The sequence below is a fragment of the Streptomyces sp. RB17 genome (assembly GCF_009604455.1).
Lineage (GTDB): Bacteria > Actinomycetota > Actinomycetes > Streptomycetales > Streptomycetaceae > Streptomyces.
This window is the reverse complement of record NZ_WEGL01000009.1, coordinates 289,530-310,115: the sequence shown is the minus strand read 5'-3', so window position 1 is coordinate 310,115 and position 20,586 is coordinate 289,530. Positions and strand designations below refer to the sequence as shown.

The window sequence follows — 20,586 nt, the reverse complement described above, 5'->3', positions numbered from 1 at the left end:
CTTCACATCTCCCCAGGACAGACTCCGTCCAGCCCTGGCCGGTTGCAGCCTAGTCCGCCGCTTCGGGCGCCAACTGGTACGGAATCGGGGTCATTCGGGCACAGGCGTCGACGACCGCCTGTTCCACCTCGTCCAGCGGGCGGCCCGCCGCGAGCGCCTTGGTGACGGCGAGGGCGGCCGTCTGCACGCTCAGTGCGCGGGCCGGGACGTCCAGGGCGGGCCAGGGGTCGCCGGCGGCGGGTACGGCCGGGCCGCCCGCCCGCCGGTACGCGCCGAGGAAACGGTTCCACTCGTCGGGCGGGAGGAGCCCGCAGGCGTACCAGGCGGCGGGGCGGGCGAGGTCCCAGGCCGGGGCGCCGGTTCCCAGGTCGTCGACGTCGATCAGCCGCCAGGGGCCGTCCGGTGCGGGGTGACGGACGAGCTGGCCGAGGTGCAGGTCGCCGTGGCAGAGGGCGGGCGGGCCGGGCATGGGAGCTTCGCCGCGGGCCCAGGCGGGAAGCGCGGCCCAGGCGGCGAGGACCGGGCAGGCCGCCGGATGGGGCTCGGCCGCGACGCGCAGGGCCGCGTACAACCGGGCGACGGCGCGGGCGGCCTTGACGGGGCCGCGCATCGGGGGCAGGCCGTCGGGCGGGGGCGCGCGGTGCAGGCGGGCGAGGAGGGTGGCGGCGGCTTCCCAGGGCGCCGCGTCCCGGTCGTCGGGGTCCACGGGAGCGCCGTACGGCCAGAAGGTCACCAGGCGGTCGTGGAGGGGCGTGGGGGTCACGGTCAGCGGGGGCAGGAGGACGTCCGGGAGGCGGGCGGCCACGGAGAGGCGCCGGGTCAGCTCGGCGGGGGCGGTATCGGGGGCGTGGGCCTTGGCGACGGTGTCCGCGTGCCGTACGACGGTGGCGTCGGGGCGGTCGGCGAGGGGGCCCGCGCCCGCGCAGGTGCAGGGGGCTGCGCCGGTGTCGGGGTGGGCGGCAGCTCTGACCTTCGCGGTGAGCGCGGGTATGAGCGCGGGGGTGTCAGTGGTCAACGGTGCCTCGGGACGGTGGGCTGCGCAGTTGAGGGTACTGGTGCCGGCCGTGCCGCGGCGGCGGTGCTTCGAAGGCGCCGGCACCGCAGCTCCCCAAGGGGCGGGGGGAACTGCGCGACCAGCCACGGCGGACCCGCAGCCGGCAATACGCCGCACCCCCACGGCGAGAGCCCGCACCGCCACGGCGAGACCCCCACCGGCCCCCATAAACGGCGCATGCCGGCGCAGCTCCCCAGCTGCGCCGGCATTTGTGCCGTCCGCCGCACCCCCGTCCCCACGGGGTTTCCTGGATGGATGTCCCCGCCCGGACCGCTCTTCCGGGCCTGGGGTCGCCGCTCAGCGCCCCAGCATCGCACCCACGGACGACGCCTGTGTGGCCACCGTCTCCCAGCCGTCGAAGACGAGCAGGAGCAGGGCCGCCAGAGGAAGGGCCATGAGCGTCGCCACCAGGGGGTGGCGGCGGCCCGTGCGGCGCGGTGCGAACGCCGGGCGTCGCGGTGCCGTGTGGGCCATGGTCCCTCTCCTGACCGTGTCGGTTGTCATCAGCAGCGGCGGGTGTCTGACCTCGGGGGACGAGTGCTGCACCCGCCGCTTGACCTCAAATCTAGGCGTGGGGCGGCTGCCGGGCGTCATGCCCTCGTATCGATTGCCGGGCCTCCCCGAGGATGAGCCACAACTCGGGACGTACTCCCCTGGGTGGAGACGCCGGTCAGGGTCTCGGGGTCTTCCCGGAAGGGGCACCCACTGTGTCCGGTCATTTCCGAAGCGTCCGACGACCACGAGGAGTGACTTCGATCACTCCGGACGGGTGTGGGAGGTGCGCCGCGTCCGGTGCGCGGCCCGTCCCGGACCCGGGTCCACGGTCGGTGCGCAGCGGGGGCGAGACGGCTGCCCGCACCGGCATCACCTGCCGTCTCGTGACCTCAACACCCGGACGTCGACGATCGGTTGGGGGTACTGACGGCCCAAGGACCCCGTGCGAACTCGCTTCCTGACCGCGTTTCATGTCGTACCGGCCGTCCGCACAATCCGTCCGGCCCGGAGGGCGCGGCCTCTGCGCGCAGGCGGCCGTGGAAACGTAAGCTGTGCCACGTCACAGGGACCGGGCAGCGGGGATGAACATGGCGATGATGCGCCTGAGGCGCGAGGACCCGCGCGTCGTCGGCTCGTTCAGGCTTCACCGACGGCTCGGCGCGGGCGGGATGGGTGTGGTCTACCTCGGCTCCGACAAGAAGGGGCAGCGGGTCGCCCTGAAGGTGATCCGGCCCGATCTGGCGGAGGACCAGGAGTTCCGGTCGCGGTTCGCCCGTGAGGTCTCGGCGGCCCGGCGGATCAGGGGCGGCTGCACGGCCCGGCTGGTCGCCGCGGACCTGGAGGCCGAGCGGCCCTGGTTCGCCACGCAGTACGTACCCGGGCCCTCCCTGCACGACAAGGTCGCCGACGAGGGCGCGCTCAGCGCGGCCGACACCGCGGCGGTCGGTGCCGCGCTGTCCGAGGGGCTGGTCGCGGTGCACGAGGCCGGTGTCGTCCACCGGGACCTCAAGCCGTCCAACATCCTGCTGTCCCCGAAGGGGCCGCGGATCATCGACTTCGGCATCGCCTGGGCAACCGGCGCCTCCACGCTGACCCACGTCGGTACGGCGGTAGGCTCCCCGGGCTTCCTCGCGCCCGAGCAGGTGCGCGGCGCGGCCGTCACCCCGGCGACGGACGTCTTCTCCCTGGGAGCGACCCTCGCCTACGCCTCCACCGGCGACTCGCCCTTCGGGCACGGCAGTTCCGAGGTGATGCTGTACCGGGTGGTGCACGAGGAACCGCAGCTGTACGGCGTACCGGACGCGCTCGCCCCGCTGATCCGCGCGTGTCTGGCGAAGGATCCCGACGACCGGCCCAGCACGCTGCAGCTGTCGCTGCGGCTCAAGGAGATCGCCGCCCGCGAGGCGCAGGGCCTGACCGACGTACGGCCGCCGGCGCCGCGCGCAGCGGAGGCGGACCGGCCCACCGGTCGGCTCGTCGACACCTACCCCGAGCAGCAGCGCACCCAGCGGCGCACCGCGCCCGGCACGCCGGTGCCGCACGCCGGTCCCAACGCCCGGGGCGGTGCGCCGGCGCGTGGCGGCGCGTCCCCACGGACCGGCAACACCCCGCGTGGCAATGCTGCGGGTGCCCCTGCCCGGCCGGGCTCGGCGCGCCCGGCCCCGGCGCCACGCGGCACCGGGCCACGCCCGGGTGGCGGAAGCCGTCCCGCCGGCCGGGGCGGTTCCGGGCGTCCGGCGCAGCGTACGACGGGCACCGGACTGCGGCCGGCCAACCCCCGGCTGCTGCGCCAGCGGCTGTTCGTGTTCGTCGTGGTGACGCTGCTCGTGGCGCTCGGCATCGCGGTCGCGCAGGGCTGCCAGGGCCCGGCCCGCGGCCTCGGCGACGGCGGCCTCCGACGTCAGGGGCAGGCGCAGCCCGGCCATGCGTCGGCGGACGCCGACCGGCCGGTGGCCGAGCGGTACGGGCCGGCACCGAGCCGGGACTTCAGGATGTGACCGGCAGCCCGGAAGGCTAGGCCTCCGGGCGGCCGGCGGTCACCGCGTAGAAGGCGACGGCCGCGGCCGCGCCCACGTTGAGCGAGTCGACGCCGTGGGACATCGGGATGCGGACCCATTCGTCGGCGGCGACCAGGGCCTGCGTGGACAGTCCGTCGCCCTCGGCGCCGAGCATCAGGGCCACCCGGTCCATGCGGTGCGGGGCGGCCTCGTCCAGGGTGCGGGCCTTGTCGTCCGGGGTGAGCGCGAGCAGGGTGAAGCCGGCCTCGCGGACCGACTCCAGTCCCTTGGGCCAGGTCTCCAGACGGGCGTACGGCACCGAGAACACCGCGCCCATGGAGACCTTGACGCTCCGGCGGTACAGCGGGTCGGCGCAGTCGGGCGACAGCAGGACCGCGTCCATGCCGAGGGCGGCGGCCGAGCGGAAGATCGCGCCGATGTTGGTGTGGTCGTTGACCGACTCCATGACCACGACCCGGCGTGCGGAGCGCAGCAGTTCGCCGGCCGTGGGCAGCGGTTTGCGCTGCATGGAGGCGAGCGCGCCGCGGTGCACGTGGTAGCCGGTGACCTGCTCGGCGAGCTCAGGGCTCACGGCGTAGACCGGGGCGGGCAGTTCGTCGATGACGTCGCGCATGACGTCGATCCACTTGGCCGAGAGCAGCATGGAGCGCATCTCGTAGCCCGCTTCCTTGGCCCTGCGGATGACCTTCTCGCCCTCGGCGATGAACAGGCCCTCGGCGGGCTCGCGCTTGCGGCGCAGCTCGACGTCGGTCAGGCCTGTGTAGTCGCGCAGGCGCGGGTCGTCGGGATCCTCGACGGTGATGAGATCGGCCACAGGGTGATACTGCCTTGTCCTGGGTGTGCTGCCAACGGCTGGGAACGGGTAGGTTACCCCGGGTTACGCATGATCAAGCCATGGGTGGGGCGACCGGCTCCGGCCCGACCTTCACGACCTCGCCGATGACGATGACCGCCGGGGGCTTCACGTCCTCGGTCCGTACCGTCTCGGCCACCGTGGCGAGGGTGGCGTCGACCCGGCGCTGCGCGGCCGTCGTACCCTCCTGCACCAGCGCGACGGGGGTCTGCGGGGACTTGCCGTGCGCGACGAGGGTCTCGGCGATCTTCCCGATCTTGTCGACGCCCATCAGGATCACGAGGGTGCCGGTGAGCCTGGCGAGCGCCGGCCAGTCGACCAGCGAGCGTTCGTCGTCCGGGGCGACATGGCCGCTGACGACCGTGAACTCGTGCGCCACGCCCCGGTGGGTGACCGGGATGCCGGCCGCGCCCGGCACCGAGATCGAGCTGGAGATGCCGGGGACCACGGTGCAGGGGACGCCGGCCTCGGCGAGCGCCTGGACCTCCTCCATGCCCCGGCCGAACACGTACGGGTCGCCGCCCTTGAGCCGTACGACCGACTTGCCTTGCTGGGCGTGCTCGATGAGCGCGTTGTTGATGGCCTCCTGGGCCATGAAACGGCCGTACGGGATCTTCGCCGCGTCGATCACCTCGACGTGCGGCGGGAGTTCGTCGAGGAGGTCGCGGGGGCCGAGCCGGTCGGCGATGACGACGTCCGCCTCGGCGAGCAGCCGGCGGCCGCGGACCGTGATCAGATCGGGGTCGCCGGGGCCGCCGCCGACCAGGGCGACGCCGGGGGTGCGGGTGCGGTGGTGGGGTGCCACCAGGGTGCCGTCGCGCAGGCCCTCGACCACCGCGTCCCGGATGGCGGCGGTGTGCCGGGGATCGCGGCCGCGCGCCTCCGTGGTGAGTACGGCGACGGTGACGCCCTCGCTGTGACCGGTCGCCGGGGTCCAGGCGGTCGCCTGGTCGGCGTCGTCCGAGCGCACGCACCAGACGCGGTGGCGCTCGGCTTCGGCGGAGGCGGCGGCGTTGGTCTCGGGGTCGCTGGTGGCGATGAGGGCGTACCAGGCGTTCGCGAGGTCGCCGTCCATGTAGCGGCGCCGCTCCCAGGTGATCTCGCCCGCGTCCGCCATGGCCTCGACGGAGGGGGTCGCCTCGGGAGAGACGACGACGATGTCCGCGCCGGCCGCGATGAGTGCCGGGAGACGGCGCTGGGCCACCGTGCCGGCACCGACGACGACCACGCGGCGGCCGAAGAGGCGGAGGCCTACGGGGTAGGCGGGGTGTTCGGCCATGAGGGGCGGCTCCTCGTGCAGCTGTGCGATGGGGGCGCGCTGCACCTTCGGAGCGGCCCTGACGTGCGGATTTTAGCTGTGTGCAGGGCAGACGGCACGGGTGGTCCGACAGCTGAACGCCGGACCACCCGTCCTGTGACGCCTACTTCTCGGTGACGCCGGCCGAGTCGAACGTCGCCACCTCGTGCATCGCCCTCGCCGTGCTCTGCACCAGCGGAAGCGCCAGCAGGGCGCCCGTGCCCTCGCCCAGGCGCAGGTCGAGGTCGACCAGTGGGCGCAGGCCCAGCTTGTTGAGGGCGGCCACGTGGCCGGGTTCGGCGCTGCGGTGGCCGGCGATGCAGGCCGCCAGCACCTCGGGGGCGATGGCGCGGGCGACCAGGGCAGCGGCGCCGGCGCTGACACCGTCCAGGATCACCGGCGTGCGCAGCGAGGCGCCGCCGAGGAGCAGGCCGACCATGGCCGCGTGCTCGAAGCCGCCGATGGCCGCGAGAACGCCGATGGGGTCGGCCGGGTCGGGCTGGTGGAGTTCCAGGGCGCGGCGGACGACCTCGGTCTTGCGGGCCAGCGTCTCGTCGTTGATGCCGGTGCCGCGGCCGGTGACCTCGGCCGGGTCGGCGCCCGTGAAGACCGAGATGAGGGCGGCCGATGCCGTGGTGTTCGCGATGCCCATCTCGCCGGTGAGCAGCGCCTTGTTGCCGGCCGCCACCAGGTCGCGGGCGGTCTCGATGCCGACCTCGATGGCCTGCTTGGCCTCCTCGCGGGTCATCGCGGGGCCGGTGGTCATGTCGGAGGTGCCGCCGCGGATCTTGCGGGGCAGCAGGCCGGGGGTGGCCGGGAGGTCGGCGGCGACACCGACGTCCACGACGCACACCTCGGCGCCGACCTGGCCCGCGAAGGCGTTGCAGACCGCTCCCCCGCCGAGGAAGTTGGCCACCATCTGGGCGGTGACCTCCTGCGGCCAGGGGGTGACGCCCTGGGCGTGGACGCCGTGGTCGCCGGCGAAGATGGCGACGGCGGCGGGCTCCGGGATCGGCGGCGGGCACTGGCGGGAGAGCCCGGACAGCTGCGCGGAGATGATCTCCAGCATGCCGAGCGCGCCGGCCGGCTTGGTCATGCGCTTCTGGCGCTCCCAGGCCTCACCGAGGGCCTTGGCGTCGAGCGGGCGGATCTGGGCGACGGTCTCGGCAAGCAGGTCGTGGGGTTCCTCTCCGGGCAGGGCGCGGCGGCCGTACGTCTCCTCGTGCACCACCCAGGACAGGGGGCGTCGCTTGGACCAGCCGGCCTGCATCAGCTCGGGCTCGTCCGGGAACTCGTCGACGTACCCGACGCACAGGTAGGCGACGACCTCCAGGTGTTCGGGCAGGCCGAGCGCGCGGACCATCTCCCGCTCGTCGAAGAAGCTGACCCAGCCGACGCCGAGGCCTTCGGCGCGGGCGGCGAGCCAGAGGTTCTCCACCGCGAGCGCCGAGGAGTAGGGCGCCATCTGCGGCTGGGTGTGACGGCCGAGGGTGTGCCGGCCGCCGCGGGTGGGGTCGGCGGTGACGACGATGTTGACCGGGGTGTCGAGGATGGCCTCGATCTTCAGTTCCTTGAACTGCTTGGCCCGGCCCTTCGGCAGCGACTTGGCGTAGGCCTCGCGCTGACACATCGCCAGTTCGTGCATCGTCCGACGGGTCTCGGCGGAGCGGATGACGACGAAGTCCCAGGGCTGTGAGTGGCCCACGGAGGGCGCCGTGTGGGCGGCCTCCAGGACGCGCAGCAGCACCTCGTGCGGGATGGGGTCGCTGCGGAAGCCGTTGCGGATGTCGCGGCGTTCGCGCATGACCTTCAGGACGGCCTCGCGCTCGGCGTCGGCGTAGCCGGGCGCGGCGGGGCCGGTGGGCTGGGATGCTTCCGCCACTGCGGCCGTGCTCTCTTCCTCCTGGTCGGCGGCCCTGGTCTGCAGGTCCTCCGCGTGCTGTACGACATCGGGGACCGCCGCGGGTGCGGGCTCCGCCTCGCGGGGTGCCGGCACCGTGGCCACCGGCTCCTGCGTGACCTCGGCGGGGAGGACGAGAGGCTGCGGCGGGGTCGGCGCCAGGTGCGGGGTCGTGGGCACCTGGCCGTCGACCTGCACGAACTGCCCGAGCGGCTGCTCCGGGTGCGGCGGCACGTTGGAGGGGAGCGGCTCGGCCGGCTCGGCGGTCCCGGGGTGCGCGGGGCCGTCGGCGGCGTCGGCCGACGTGGGCTCGGCCTCGGCGGCGGCCGGTACGGAGGCGCCCGGCACGGGCTGGGCGGGGACGCCGTCGGCGGCCGGTGCGGCGGCCGCGCCGGGCTGCGTCTGCGGGCCGGCGGGCGCGCCGGGACCGGTCACGGCGTCAGTGGCAGCGGCGCCCTGCTGGACGGCATCGGCGGCGGCCGCCTCGGCCTCGGCGGGCTGAACCTGCGGCTGCGGCTGGGGCTGGGTCGGCGGGTCGGCGGGCGCGTCCGGGCCGCTCGCCACCTGGGCGTCAGCGACCTGGTGGACGGCGTCCTGCGTGGCCGACTCGGGCTGGGGCTGCGGCTGGGGCTGGGGTACGACGACGGGCTGCGCCGGACCGGGCACGGCCTCGGCGGCGACGGGTTCGGCCGGCTGTGGGCCCTGAGCCGGGTAGGGCTGCGACTCCGGCGTGCCGGGGGCCTCGGCGGCGCCCGGGGCCGGTCCGGCGTCGGGGGCCTGGGCGGCCACGGCGTCCGTCGGTTCCGGCGTGGGCGTCGGGGCCGGTGCCGGGATGGCGGGCTCGGGCAAGGCTGCCGGTACGGCCTCCGCGGCGGGCGTGTCCTGGACGGTCACGGGCGCGTCCTGGACGGCTTCTGGCGCGTCCGGTGCGGTCGCGAGCGCTTCCTGAACGGTTCCGGACGCGTCCTGGGTGGCGGGCTGACCCTCCGTCACCCAGGTCCGTTCCTCCACCGTGCCGGGCTGCGGCTCCACGGGGACGGGGCTGTTCGGGTCCGGCTGTGCCGGGGCGACGGCCTCGCCCGGAGCGGGGACGGCCTCCTCGGCGAACTGGGCCGCGCCCGGCGTCTGCTGCGCGAGACCGGGGTCCGCGGTCTCGGCGGCGCCCTGTGCGGCGACCATCACCGAAGCGGTCGATGCGGCCTGCCCGGCGTCGGCGAACAGCGTGCCCTCGCCCTGCTCCGGGGCCTCGCCGGGCCGGGCGGGGTCCGAGGGCTGAGCCGGCGCGGACGGCTCGGCGCCGGTGGCTGCCCGAGCGTCCTCCGGCGCCTGGCCGGGCACGGGCTCGCCCGGCACCGCCTGGACCTGGGCCGCAGCAGCGGCACCCGGAGCGGCGGGGTCCGCCGGCACCGTCTCCGGCGCGTGGGCGGTGCCGGCCACCGGGGCGGCCGCAGCCGGATCGTTGGCGCCGGCCCCCGCGGCGGCGGTCTGCTCGGCGCCGGGCGCCACCACGGCGCTCTCGGCGGCCGGGCCGGCCTCCGGCTCGGCCACGGGCGCGGCGGCACCGGCCTCGGCGCCGAGGCCACCGTTCACGGCGGCCGTGGCGTCCACCGGCCGCGCACCGGTCACTTCCTGACCGGACTCGTCGGAGAGCTGCTGGGCGTTCTCAGTGCCCTGCCCGGAGACAGGCGACCGCACACCCTCGGGGCCTTCGGGCCGATGATCCGCGGCAAGCGGCTGAACGCCTTCGGGCACCGCGCCCGCAGGAGCCGCGTAGACACCGTCGTGGCCGTGCAACGGCTGCACGCCGTCGTGGCCGTGGACCACCTGCGCGGTGGCCGGTGCCGGTGCGGCCGCCTGGTGAGCGAGGCGGGCGACGGCGGCCTGGGCGGCGCCGGACGGGTCGGCCTCGGCGGCGACCGCGGAGACGGCGGCCGGGTCAACCGTTTCGGCAGCCGACGCCTGCGGGCCGGCCTGGGCCACCGCGGCCGCTGCCGGTGCGCCGGACTCGGCCACCGCGGCGGCGGGCGCCGCACTCCAGGGGGCCACGCTCTGCGGCGCGATGTCGCGCAGCGGCTGGGCGTCGAGGTACTCGGGGCCGGTCGGCTGCGGCGCGGGCTGCCGTACCGGCGCTCCGGCCGGGCCGCGGTCGGCGAGGGAGCGGACCGGGCTGGCGGAGGCGTCGGGGATCGGCGGGCCGAGGTGCAGCGGACGGCGCGCCGGCTGCGGGGCGGCCGGCTGGTCTTGCGGGGCCGAGAGGATCGGCGAGGGCGGCACGGGGGCCGCGGCCGGGTTCGGCAGGCGGACGCCGCTGAGGTCGACGGAGCCGCTGTCACGGCCGGCCGTCTCGTGCGGGCCCGGCTCGTGGACGGCCTCGACGACCGGTTCCGGAGCGGGTGGCGGCACCTCGTTGCCCCACGCGCCCTGGGCACCCGGCAGCAGCAGGTCTTCGTCCTCGGCGGGTGCCTCGGAGAGGTAGGTGTACGCACCGTGCGCGGCGACGCCCGGCTGCTCCACCATGCCTGCGCTCTCCGGCTGCCCCTCGGCCGGGACCTGGCCGGTGTCGGTCATGCGTACCCCTCGCCCATCGGTTTAGTGCTCCTACGACCAGCTCACCCGGAACGGCGCACCGACCGCCCGTAGTGAAGAACGAGCGTCCGTGCCCAGCGGCACGAACGACCCTCCAGAAAAGGCGACAAAGCCATTCAGTGGCATTGTCCCGGCCGTTCGGCCGTCGCGACAGCATGATCCGCGACAGCCCGCTGTGGACTGCGCCACGTTGCGCGTCCTCCGGTTCCGCAATACCACACCCACCCCAAAACGGGCGCGCTTTCCGGACATTGACGAACGAAGTTCCGGGCCGCCCGGTGCGGTACAACGATCGGCCAGCCTACCGCGCGCAGTACGACAACAGGATCACGGGGCGCGGTCCGGAAGGATGCCGCTCAGCAGGAAAACGACGCTGCGCTCGGTCTCGGTCCAGGCACGGGTGTCGAGTTCGACCGACTGCAGCAGGGCGCACTCGACGCGGTATCCGTGCTCGGTCAGGTCGCGGCCGACGAGTTCGGCCGCGTCGCGGGTCGCCGCGTGCGTGACGATGCGCTGCGGGCGCCGGTCGGCGACCGCCGAGACGACGGCCACTCCCCCGCCGCCGACCCGGACGACGTCCGGTTCGGGCAGGTTCTCCAGCACGTGCGGGGCGGTGCCCTGGACCACGTGCAGCTGGACGCCGTACCGGCGCGCGGCGGACTCGGCCCGGGCGCAGGCCCCCGGGTCCCGGTCGACGGCGATGACGGCCGCTCCGGCGCGCGCGGCCTCGGCGGCGAACGCGCCGGAGCCGCAGCCGATGTCCCAGACGAGGTCCCCGACCCGGGGTCCGAGGCGGGCCAGTTGGGCGGCACGCAGCAGCTCCGTCTCGCCCTCGCCGAGAGCGCCTCCGGGTCCGGCGCCGTACGACGCGTCGGGCTGCACCCAGCCGCGCGGGCCGGCGCCCGGGTCGCGCCCGGCGATCCAGCCGCCGCCGTCACCGGCTGCCACGGGTCCGCCGATGACGATGACGACGTTGGGGTCGCGCCAGGTGTGGTCGGCTGCCTTGTCGGAGGTGACGACGGTGACCTGTTCGCGTTCGGTGCCCAGTTCCTCGCAGATGACGAACGTCCGGTGGACGCCTTCCAGCAGGAGTCCGAGTTCGGCGGGTCCGGCGCCGGGTGCGGTGAGGACGGCGACCTTGGTGTGGGCGCGGCAGACGTTCACCGCCCGGCGCAGGGTGCGCGGGTGGGCGACGACCACCTGGGCGTCGTCCCAGGGCATGCCGGCGCGGGCGAAGGCGGCGGCCACCGAGGAGACGGCGGGGACGACCTCGACCTCCAGGCCGAACTCGGGGGCGCGCAGGGTGCGTACGACGCCGAAGAAACCGGGGTCGCCGTCGGCGAACACGACGGCGGTGCCGCGGTGGGCGGCGATCCGGCGGGCGGCGAGCCCGACGCTGCCCAGGCGGACGCGTTCGGCGGTGGGCGGGACCTCGGGCAGCGCCAGGTGATGGGCCGCGCCCGCCACGAGCGTGGCGGCGCCGAGGGCGGCGCGTGCCGCGTCGGTCAGCGGCGAACCGTCCCAGCCGATCACCGTGACCCGGTCGGCCATCGTCGTCTCTCTCCAGGTCTTCGCAGGTCGTCAGGGGTGCGGGCCCCTAGCGGGCTCCCTGAGCGTACCTGGTGAGGCTGAGGGGCTCAGTTCCAGTCGGAGTACGAGGTGAAGCCGCCCGTGTCGGCCAGCTGCTCGCCGGCCCCGGCCAGGTCCTCCGGCAGCAGGCTCCAGACGATCACATCGGTGCGGACATCGGCCCAGGTGCCGTCCGCTGTTCTGCTGCGCGCTATCCAGGCGCCCCGCAGGACGCCCTCGCTGATGCAGCCGATCTTCTGGGCGACCTGCTGGGAGGCGGTGTTGTCGGCGGCCGTGCGCAGCTCCAGGCGTTCGAACTGCCGGTCGTGGAACAGCCACTGCGCGGTGGCCAGGGCGGCCTCGGAGGCGTAGCCCTCGCCGCGGGCCCACGGGGCGATGACGTAGGCGATCTCCGCCGAGCGCACCCGCCAGTCGGTGTTGCTCAGGTGGACGGTGCCGACGAGGCGCTGGGTGAGGAACTCGTCGACGGCGAACACGATGCCGCGGCCGTCGGCGCGCTCGGCGGGCGCTCGCGTGGTGATCCAGTCCCGGGCGTCGGCCTCGGTGTAGGGCTGGGGGACCGAGGTCCAGGCGGTGACCATTTCGTCGTTCATCATCTCGGCGAAGGCCTCGATGTCGGAGTCCTCGAAGGGGCGCAGGACCAACCGCTCCGTGCTGATGGAGATGTTGGGAAAGGTGCCAGTCATGCGCCGCTCCGTAACTTCTGAAAAACCTTCAGGGCCTGCTGAACTGCCCAGCATGCAGCATGGAACCACTGAACCGCACGACGGGGTCCACCCCCGGTGAGGGAGCGGACCCCGTCAGTGTGCGAGTCGGCTCAGAACGACGGGATGACCGAGCCCTGGTACTTGTCCTCGATGAACTTCTTGACCTCGGGCGAGACGAGGAGCTTGGCGAGCTTCTTGACCCGCGGGTCCTTCTCGTCGCCCTTCTTCACGGCGAGGAAGTTGCCGTACGGGTTGTTCTTCGCGGACTCCAGGACCACCGCGTCCTTGGCGGGCTTCAGGCCGGCGGAGATGGCGTAGTTGCCGTTGACCACGGCGGCGTCCACGTCGTCCAGGGAGCGCGGGGTCTGGGCCGCCTCGACCTCCTTGAACTTGAGGTTCTTGGGGTTCTTGGTGATGTCCTGCGGGGTCGCCTCGTTGCCCACGCCGGACTTGAGGGTGATGAGCCCGTTGTCGGCGAGCAGCTTCAGGGCGCGGGCCTCGTTGACGGCGTCGTTCGGGACGGCGACGGTCGCACCGCTCTTCAGGGCGTCGGCCTTCTTGACCTTGTGGGAGTACAGGCCGAGCGGCTCCAGGTGCACCGTGACGACGGGCACGATGTGAGTGCCGCGCTTGGCGTTGAAGTCGTCCAGGTACGGCTGGTTCTGGAAGTAGTTGGCGTCCACCGAGCCGTCCTCGGTCGCCGTGTTCGGCGTGATGTAGTCCGTGAACTCCTTGACCTCCAGGTCGAGGCCCGCCTTCTTCGCCAGGTTCTGCTTGACGAAGTTCAGGATCTCGGCGTGCGGGGTCGGGCTCGCGGCGACGACGAGCGGGCCGCTGTAGTCGTGGGAGGCGGAGGAGCTGCCGGAGCCGCAGGCGGTCAGCCCGAAGGTGAGGGCTCCGGCGGCGAGGACGGCGGTGGTGAACTTGGCGGTGTTACGCACGAAAAGTGCCTTTCCTTAAGGGTGGTGCGACCCCGTGTATGGGTGTACGGGGAGTCTTGAGAGGCGCTCAGGCGGTTTTGCCGGCGTCGGCCGCCGCAGGCTCCGTCGCCTTCAGCAGGCGCAGCTTCGGCGCCGGGCCGGAGCGGCCGCCGCGGCTGTACAGGGAGCGGGCCGCGAAGTCGCCGGCGAACTGGATCAGGGAGATCACGACGGCGAGGATGGCGACGGTGATCCACATCAGCTCGGTCTCGAAACGCTGGTAGCCGTAGCGGACGGCGAGGTCGCCGAGGCCGCCGCCGCCGACCGTGCCGGCCATCGCGGAGTAGCCGATGAGCGCGATGATCGTGGTGGTGGTGGAGGCGATCAGGGAGGGCAGGGCCTCGGGGACGAGGGCCTTGCGGACGATCGTCCAGGTGTTGCCGCCCATGGACTGCACGGCCTCGACGAGACCGTTGTCCACTTCGCGGACAGCCGTCTCGACCAGCCGCGCGAAGAAGGGGATGCCGCCGATGGCGAGCGGCACGATCGCCGCGGTCGTACCGATCGTCGTCCCGGTGACCCAGCGCGTGAAGCTCATCAGCGCGACCATCAGGATGATGAACGGCATCGACCGGCCGATGTTCACGATCTGGCCGATCACCTTGTTGGCGAGGACGTTCTGCAGCAGGCCGCCCCGGTCGGTGAGGACGAGGAGGATGCCGAGCGGGAGGCCGGCGGCGACGGCGATCAGGGTGGACCACAGCACCATCTGGAACGTCTCGGTACACGCCTGCGACAGCAGCGGCTGCATCGCGGACCAATCGGTCCAGGTCACTTGACACCTTCCTTCACCAGCAGAGCCTCCTGGCCCACGACGTCGATCTGCAGGCCCTGTTCGCGCAGGAACCCGATCGGCACCACGTTGTCCTCGTAGCGGCCGGGCAGTTCGATGCGCATGCGGCCGATCTGCAGGCCGCCGACGGTGTCGATGGCGGCGCCGAGGATCGAGATGTCGATGTTGTAGGTGCGCGCGAGCTGGGAGATGACCGGCTGGGTCGCGGCCTCGCCGTGGAAGGTGACGTCGATGACGGTCCGGTCGGCGCCGGTGCGCTCGCCGCTCACCGGGAACAGCGCTGCGGCCAGTTCGGAGCCCGGGGTGGCCAGCAGCTCGCTGACCGTGCCGGACTCCACGATCCGGCCCTTGTCCATGAGGGCGGCGGAGTCGCAGACCGCCTTCACGACGTCCATCTCATGGGTGATGAGCAGGACGGTCAGGCCCAGCTGCCGGTTCAGGTCGCGCAGCAGCTGGAGGATGGAGCGGGTGGTCTCGGGGTCGAGGGCGCTGGTGGCCTCGTCGGAGAGCAGCACCTTGGGGTCGCCGGCGAGGGCGCGCGCGATGCCGACGCGCTGCTTCTGGCCGCCGGAGAGCTGGGCCGGGTAGGCCTTGGCCTTGTCGGCGAGGCCGACCAGGTCGAGCAGCTCCAGCGCCTTGCGGGAGCGTTCCTTGCCGGACGTGCCGAGGATCTCCAGCGGCAGCTCGACGTTTTCCTGGACGGTCCGCGAGGAGAGCAGGTTGAAGTGCTGGAAGACCATGCCGATACGGCTGCGCGCCCGGCGCAGCTCCTTGCCGGCGCGCGGGCCGCGGCCGGCGAGGGCGGTGAGGTCCTGCCCGGCCACGGTCACGGTGCCGGAGGTGGGGCGCTCCAGCAGGTTGACGCAGCGGATGAGGGAGGACTTGCCGGCGCCGGACTGGCCGATGACGCCGTAGACCTCGCCTTCACGGACGTGCAGATCGACGCCGTCGAGGGCGGTGACCTCACGGCCGCGGGAGCGGTTGGCCCGGTAGATTTTCGTCAGGCCCGAGGTGGTGATCACAGGATTTCCGTCACTGTCGAGTGCGCGGGCGTGGGTGTGCCCGGGCACGGGTGCATGCGGTTTCAGGCATGGAGAGTGGAGTTGTGTCTCGTACGGGATGCGGCGCACGGACATGCCACGGCTCTCGCTTCGGGGCGCGAGGCTCAGCTGATGCGGGGGCCCTCTAGAAGGCGCACATTCGACACATCAGGCGACACATACAACGAGCACCGGGCGTCATGGTCGCCTCGGTCGCAAGGGTGCGGCAGCTCGTCGTGGTCATGCGATCAGTAAAGCAGACGTATGGTCCTGACCGGCCGCCGTTGTCCGGATGGTGGACAGCGGCGGACAGTGGGGACCGGGCACTCAGCGGCGGACGGAGATCTCCACGCCCCCGTCGGTGACCAGTGCCGACAAGGCCGACAGGTCCGTCACCACGAGGTCGGCGTCGAGTTCCTCGGCGCGATGGGTTGTGGCCAACGCCACCGTGGTCATTCCGGCGGCGCGGCCCGCCTGGAGCCCGGCCGGGGCGTCCTCGAAGACGACACAGTGGGCCGGGTCGACGCCGAGCTGCCGGGCGGCGAGCAGATAGGGCTCGGGGTCGGGCTTGCCGCGCGTGATGTCGTCGGAGGTGACGAGCGTCTTGGGCAGGATACCGACGGCGTCCAGCCGGGCCTCGGCGAGTCGCCGGGTGGCGGAGGTGACGACGGCCCAGCGGTCGGCCGGCAGGGAGTCCAGGAAGTCACGGGTGCCGGGCAGCAGCCGTACGCCTCCGCCGGGTACGTCGTCCACCTCCAGCTGCTCGACCCGGGCGACCGCCTCGGGGACCAGGTGGGCGGGCAGCAGGTCGGCGACTATCTCGGCGGCGGGCCGCCCGTGCAGTGCCACGCGCCCGAACTCCTCGGCGGTGATCCCGTACTCCCGGGCCCAGCGGGTCCAGCAGCGCTCGACGGAGTCGAGGGAGGAGACGAGGGTGCCGTCGTTGTCGAACAGGAGGGCGTGCGCGTGGATCGTCATGCCTCGACCCTACGGTGTGGTCTAGACCCCATGGCCCACGGGCGGGGTCGGGGACGTGCGCCCGTTTCGGCCGTAATAAGGTCACCGCATGCTCAATGCCCTGACGCTGGTGACCGGAGTCGCCGCGCTCCTGCTCGCCGCCTGGTGCGGCTGGGCCGCCTACCGGGACCAGCCGACCAAGGACTGGCACTTCATCGGCATGGCCGTGGTGTCGCTGCTGGCCGTGGTCCAGCTGGTGGTCGGGATCGTGCAGCTGGCGCGGGGCGAGAAGCCGGCACAGGGCACGACGATCTTCGTGGCGTATCTGCTGGGCGCGTTCGCGTGCGTTCCGGCGGCGGGGTTCATGTCCCTGGCCGAGCGGACCAAGTGGGGCTCGGTGACGGTCGCCGCCGGCGGAGTGGTGCTGGCCGTACTGGAAGTGCGGCTCTTCGACATCTGGGGAGGCTGAGATGACGGCGGTGGAGGAGAAGCCGACCCGGTTGATCAGCGGGCCGGGCATGCTGCTCGTCTGGTTCTACGGAGTGATGGTGGTCGGCGCGGTGTCGCGGTCGGCGTACCAGATCTCCACGGAGTTCGACCGGGCACCGCTCGCCTATGCGCTGTCGGCGGTGGCGGGCCTGGTGTACGGATTCATCACGTACACCCTGATCCGGGGCGGGGAGACCGCTCGGCGGGCGGCGTTGGTGTGCTGCGCCGCCGAGCTCGCGGGTGTGCTGATCGTCGGTACCTGGACCCTGGTCGACCGGTCGGCGTTCCCGGACGCGACCGTGTGGTCGTACTACGGGGCCGGCTACATCTTCATCCCGGTGCTGCTGCCGGTCTCCGCGATGTACTGGTTGCGCAAGGCGCGGAACGCCGTCAAGCCGTAGCCGCGTACGTCCCCGCCTGCTTCTCCAGGATGATCATCTCGACCCCGTCCGCGCCCTTGGACCTGCCCACCGTCTCGTAGCCGGAGCGGCGGTAGAGGCGGAGGTTGCCCTCGCTGCGGTGGCCGGTGAAGAGGCGGAAGCGGGTGGCGCCACGCTCCGCCGCCAGTGCCGCCTCGGCCGCGCGCAGCAGCCGCGCGCCGATGCCGTGGCCCTGCAGGCGGGGGTGGACGCAGAGCGTGCCGATGGCGGCCGCGCCGTCCTCGGCGAGCTTGCCGCGCACCGAGCCGACCACCTCCTCGCCGAGCCGGGCGACGAAGACGCAGTCGGAGACGACCTCCTGGCGGACGGAGTCCAGGGTCTGGACGAGCGGGTCGATGCGGTAGTTGCCGTACAGCGCCGCCTCGCTCTGGAAGCACAGGTACTGAAGCCTGAAGATCTGCTCCGCGTCCTGCTCGGTCGCCGCCGAGATGGTCACGCTCATGCCCATGTGCGCACGCCTCCCGCTCACCTGATCACCTGTCGTCCCTCACTCCTATCCCCGCACTTCGCGGGCCGCAACCTCCGGCGCGAGCAATCGACGCAGACATCCCAGACATCTGGAGCGTTCCGGGCCGAGACTGCCCTGTGAGATACCCAACTCCCCCGCGATCTCCCGGTATGTCAGGTCCTTCGGGGACAGCAGGGCCTCGATCAGCCGGGGGCAGCGGCCGGGCAGCCGGCGCACCGCCTCGCGCAGCGCGCGGTGCCGGGCGGCCGTGAGGACGTGACTCTCCGGGTCGGTGCGGGCGTCGTCGGCCGGCTCGGCGCCGTACGGGCGTTCCCGGCGGGTGGTACGGCGGCTCCGGCGGGCCTCGGCGCGGACGGCCCTGCGCAGCCAGCCCTGCGGGTCCGGCGGCGGCCCTTCGGTCTCCAGCCGCTCCAGCAGGCGGAGCCAGACGGCCTGCTCCAGGTCGCCCGGCTCGCTCCCGGCGGCATATGCCTCGGCCGAGGCCTCGGCGGTGAGCAGCGGGCCGAGGGCGGCTACCAAGTCGTGCGTCATATGCAGAACGACGCACCGCCCCGGGAGCAGGTTTCCGGGGCGGCGCGAGTCACCCCGAACGGGGGTGGCAATGGTGCTGTGAGTTGACGGCGTCAGCCGCCCAGGAAGTCGGCGCGGGCGAGCAGGCCGGTGTCGGCGTTGTCGGTGAAGACGCCGTCGATACCGGTCGCGAAGTACGTCTTGAAGGCGCCGAAGGGGGCGCCGTAGCCGTCGGCCGCGCTGCCCTTGCGGTACTCGGCCGGGAGGAAGGGGTTCTCGTTGCGCATGGTGTAGGGGTGCAGGATCAGGCCCACCTTGTGCGCGTCGGAGACCAGGGTCGTCGGCTTGCCGAGGGTGCCGTCCGCGTTCTTGGGGATGACCAGGTCCAGGGTCGGGCCGATGCCCTGGGCATAGCCGGCGATCTCCCGCAGACCCTTGGGCGTGATCAGGTCGGCGACCGTGCGCGGGTCGCCCGCCTCGACGAAGTCGTAGGGGCGGCTGTCCGCCGAGGAGAGCAGCACGACGAGCGGGTTGTCGACCAGCTGGTTCAGCTTCTGGATGCTGGTGGGCTCGAAGGACTGCAGGATGACGGGCGAGTTCCGGCCGTCCTTGCCGTACTTGCGCAGCAGCTTCGCGACCCGCTCCTCCAGGCCGAGGCCCAGCTTGCGGAAGTAGGTGGGGTGCTTGGTCTCGGGGTAGATCCAGACCTGCCTGCCGCGCTCGCGGGTCTGCTCGTCCTGCCACTTCAGGACCTCTTCGAACGTGGGTATCTCCCAGCGCCCGTTGTAGAGGGTGTTGTGCGGCCGGTTGGCCGGGATGCGCTCGACCGCGCGCAGGGTCTTCAGCTCGGCGAGGGTGAAGTCCTCGGTGAACCAGCCGGTGGTGGCGACCCCGTCCAGCATCTTGGTGGTCTTGCGGTCGGCGAACTCCGGGTGCGCGGCGACGTCCGTGGTGCCGCCGATCTCCGGTTCGTGCCGGCAGACCAGATGGCCGTCCTTGGTGGGCACCAGGTCGCCGGCCTCGACGACGTCGGCGCCGAGGTCCAGGGCCAGGTCGTACGAGCCGAAGGTGTGCTCCGGGCGGTAGCCGCTGGCGCCGCGGTGACCGATGATCGTCGGCACCGGCAGGCTCTTCAGGCCCCGTCCGCCCGGCCCGGCCGGGCGGGTCTCGGCGGCCTCGGCCGCGCCCGGCAGCCCGAGGGCCGCTCCGCTCACCCCGAACACCGCCGCGCCGAGGATCGCCCGCCGCCCGGTGGTGCCCTGCGTCTTCTCGTTCGCCTGGTCGCTGCCCATCAGCGCCCTCCTGCCGTCCGCTCTTGAGTCGCGCCGATCGTAGGTGCGTGCACATGACCGAAGGGAGTCCCCGGACGGAACGCCCGGGTGACGTCGAATGTCCGGTGAGGGGCGCGTGGTGACGGCCCGTCGCATCGGCGGCGGGGACCGGGCAGCCGAGTGGGTGAGGGTTCGCGCGATCTCCGTCACACCGTCGCAGCGGTGTTACGGGGCGTCCCCAGGACGTCACCGCAGGTAAACCCGCGTCAACAGTTCGTAAGACCTCGGTGAACCGGCCGTACCCGATGTGCGCCGGGCCCGGGGCCGCGAGTAATGTCCTCACCTGCACAGACTCATATCGACCCTCGACATCGGAGGCCCCGTTGTCCCGCTTCGCGCTCATCAAGGCAGTGCTCGGACCGATCATGCGCCTGATGTTCCGCCCACAGGTGGAGGGCGTGGAGCACATCCCCGGCGACGGCCCGGTGATCCTGGCCGGCAATCACCTCACGTTCATCGACTCGATGATCCTTCCGCTCGTGTGCGACCGGCAGGTCTTCTTCATCGGCAAGGACGAGTACGTCACCGGCAAGAGCCTCAAGGGGCGGCTGATGGCGTGGTTCTTCACGGGTGTCGGCATGATCCCGGTGGACCGGGACGGCGGGCGCGGTGGTGTGGCGGCGCTGATGACCGGGCGGCGCATCCTCGAAGAAGGCAAGATCTTCGGCATCTACCCGGAGGGCACGCGCTCTCCCGACGGCCGCCTCTACCGTGGCCGTACGGGCATCGCCCGCCTCACGCTGATGACGGGCGCGCCCGTGGTCCCCTTCGCGATGATCGGCACGGACAAGCTGCAGCCGGGCGGGGCGGGGATGCCGCGGCCCGGCCGCGTGACCGTGCGGTTCGGTGAGGCGATGGAGTTCTCCCGCTACGAGGGCATGGACCGGGACCGGTACGTGCTGCGGGCCGTCACCGACTCCGTGATGGCCGAGGTCATGCGGCTGTCGGGGCAGGAGTACGTCGATATGTACGCGACGAAGGCCAAGGCCGCGTAGCGCCGCCGGCAGTTCGGCCGGTTATTCGTGTGCGGGTGAGTGATCGCTTCTCGCGCAGTTCCCCGCGCCCCTTCGGGGCGCT

The 20,586-nt window shown here is 73.0% G+C and carries 18 protein-coding genes; 4 read left to right on the top strand and 14 right to left on the bottom strand.

What is annotated here, in order from left to right; genetic code table 11:
- Positions 1-49 precede the first annotated feature (49 nt).
- Together SRB17_RS35250 and SRB17_RS45615 are read right to left on the bottom strand one after the other, a co-directional pair.
- Positions 50-1,015 carry a phosphotransferase family protein gene (locus SRB17_RS35250; protein ID WP_153544602.1) on the bottom strand — a complete coding sequence of 322 codons (966 nt, stop codon included), beginning with the start codon at positions 1,013-1,015 and terminating at the stop codon, positions 50-52.
- A 336-nt stretch (positions 1,016-1,351) separates the two neighbouring features.
- Entirely contained in the window at positions 1,352-1,528 is a 177-nt protein-coding gene (locus SRB17_RS45615) for a hypothetical protein (protein ID WP_030343942.1), read from the bottom strand.
- A gap of 602 nt (positions 1,529-2,130) precedes the next feature.
- Here SRB17_RS45615 and SRB17_RS35245 point away from each other — a divergent pair.
- Positions 2,131-3,546, top strand: a complete 1,416-nt coding sequence (locus tag SRB17_RS35245; protein WP_153544600.1) for a serine/threonine-protein kinase — start codon at positions 2,131-2,133, stop codon at positions 3,544-3,546.
- A 16-nt stretch (positions 3,547-3,562) separates the two neighbouring features.
- Here SRB17_RS35245 and SRB17_RS35240 read toward each other — a convergent pair whose 3' ends face one another.
- The 9 genes from SRB17_RS35240 to SRB17_RS35200 all read right to left on the bottom strand — a co-directional run bounded on the left by SRB17_RS35240 (position 3,563) and on the right by SRB17_RS35200 (position 16,291).
- Positions 3,563-4,381: an RNA methyltransferase gene (locus tag SRB17_RS35240; protein ID WP_323376771.1), complete on the bottom strand. Its 819-nt coding sequence runs from the start codon at positions 4,379-4,381 to the stop codon at positions 3,563-3,565.
- Between the two features lie 73 nt (positions 4,382-4,454).
- Positions 4,455-5,699, bottom strand: a complete 1,245-nt coding sequence (gene cobA, locus SRB17_RS35235; protein ID WP_153544598.1) for a uroporphyrinogen-III C-methyltransferase — start codon at positions 5,697-5,699, stop codon at positions 4,455-4,457.
- 142 nt (positions 5,700-5,841) lie between these two features.
- The gene (gene cobT / locus SRB17_RS35230) at positions 5,842-10,185 is read right to left on the bottom strand and encodes a nicotinate-nucleotide--dimethylbenzimidazole phosphoribosyltransferase (RefSeq protein WP_153544596.1); all 4,344 of its coding nucleotides are present in this window, start codon (positions 10,183-10,185) and stop codon (positions 5,842-5,844) included.
- A 345-nt stretch (positions 10,186-10,530) separates the two neighbouring features.
- Complete coding sequence (gene cbiE / locus SRB17_RS35225; RefSeq protein WP_153544594.1) at positions 10,531-11,754, bottom strand: precorrin-6y C5,15-methyltransferase (decarboxylating) subunit CbiE; 1,224 nt, start codon at positions 11,752-11,754, stop codon at positions 10,531-10,533.
- A gap of 86 nt (positions 11,755-11,840) precedes the next feature.
- Positions 11,841-12,479 carry a GNAT family N-acetyltransferase gene (locus SRB17_RS35220; RefSeq protein WP_153544592.1) on the bottom strand — a complete coding sequence of 213 codons (639 nt, stop codon included), beginning with the start codon at positions 12,477-12,479 and terminating at the stop codon, positions 11,841-11,843.
- A 131-nt stretch (positions 12,480-12,610) separates the two neighbouring features.
- On the bottom strand, positions 12,611-13,441 hold the full coding sequence (locus SRB17_RS35215; RefSeq protein WP_323376769.1) for a MetQ/NlpA family ABC transporter substrate-binding protein: 831 nt from the start codon (positions 13,439-13,441) through the stop codon (positions 12,611-12,613).
- A 67-nt stretch (positions 13,442-13,508) separates the two neighbouring features.
- Positions 13,509-14,231: a methionine ABC transporter permease gene (locus SRB17_RS35210; RefSeq protein WP_153544979.1), complete on the bottom strand. Its 723-nt coding sequence runs from the start codon at positions 14,229-14,231 to the stop codon at positions 13,509-13,511.
- A 20-nt stretch (positions 14,232-14,251) separates the two neighbouring features.
- Positions 14,252-15,295, bottom strand: coding sequence for a methionine ABC transporter ATP-binding protein (locus SRB17_RS35205; RefSeq protein ID WP_323376767.1), 1,044 nt, complete (start codon positions 15,293-15,295; stop codon positions 14,252-14,254).
- A gap of 345 nt (positions 15,296-15,640) precedes the next feature.
- Positions 15,641-16,291, bottom strand: a complete 651-nt coding sequence (locus tag SRB17_RS35200) for an HAD family hydrolase (RefSeq protein WP_153544590.1) — start codon at positions 16,289-16,291, stop codon at positions 15,641-15,643.
- 88 nt (positions 16,292-16,379) lie between these two features.
- Here SRB17_RS35200 and SRB17_RS35195 point away from each other — a divergent pair, with 88 nt between their 5' ends.
- Together SRB17_RS35195 and SRB17_RS35190 are read left to right on the top strand one after the other, a co-directional pair.
- The gene (locus tag SRB17_RS35195; RefSeq protein WP_153544588.1) at positions 16,380-16,739 is read left to right on the top strand and encodes a hypothetical protein; all 360 of its coding nucleotides are present in this window, start codon (positions 16,380-16,382) and stop codon (positions 16,737-16,739) included.
- Position 16,740: 1 nt separating this feature from the next.
- Positions 16,741-17,160, top strand: a complete 420-nt coding sequence (locus tag SRB17_RS35190) for a hypothetical protein (protein WP_153544586.1) — start codon at positions 16,741-16,743, stop codon at positions 17,158-17,160.
- Here the strand turns inward: SRB17_RS35190 and SRB17_RS35185 are convergent.
- From SRB17_RS35185 to SRB17_RS35175, 3 genes are all read right to left on the bottom strand, one after another.
- Positions 17,150-17,647, bottom strand: a complete 498-nt coding sequence (locus SRB17_RS35185; protein WP_153544975.1) for a GNAT family N-acetyltransferase — start codon at positions 17,645-17,647, stop codon at positions 17,150-17,152. The two genes, SRB17_RS35190 and SRB17_RS35185, sit on opposite strands and share 11 nt — an antisense overlap.
- Positions 17,648-17,692: 45 nt before the next feature.
- Positions 17,693-18,199, bottom strand: coding sequence for a sigma-70 family RNA polymerase sigma factor (locus SRB17_RS35180; protein WP_153544584.1), 507 nt, complete (start codon positions 18,197-18,199; stop codon positions 17,693-17,695).
- Between the two features lie 92 nt (positions 18,200-18,291).
- Positions 18,292-19,470, bottom strand: coding sequence for a glycerophosphodiester phosphodiesterase (locus tag SRB17_RS35175; RefSeq protein ID WP_153544582.1), 1,179 nt, complete (start codon positions 19,468-19,470; stop codon positions 18,292-18,294).
- Between the two features lie 362 nt (positions 19,471-19,832).
- Here SRB17_RS35175 and SRB17_RS35170 point away from each other — a divergent pair, with 362 nt between their 5' ends.
- Complete coding sequence (locus tag SRB17_RS35170) at positions 19,833-20,504, top strand: lysophospholipid acyltransferase family protein (protein WP_153544580.1); 672 nt, start codon at positions 19,833-19,835, stop codon at positions 20,502-20,504.
- The last annotated feature ends 82 nt before the right edge of the window (positions 20,505-20,586 follow it).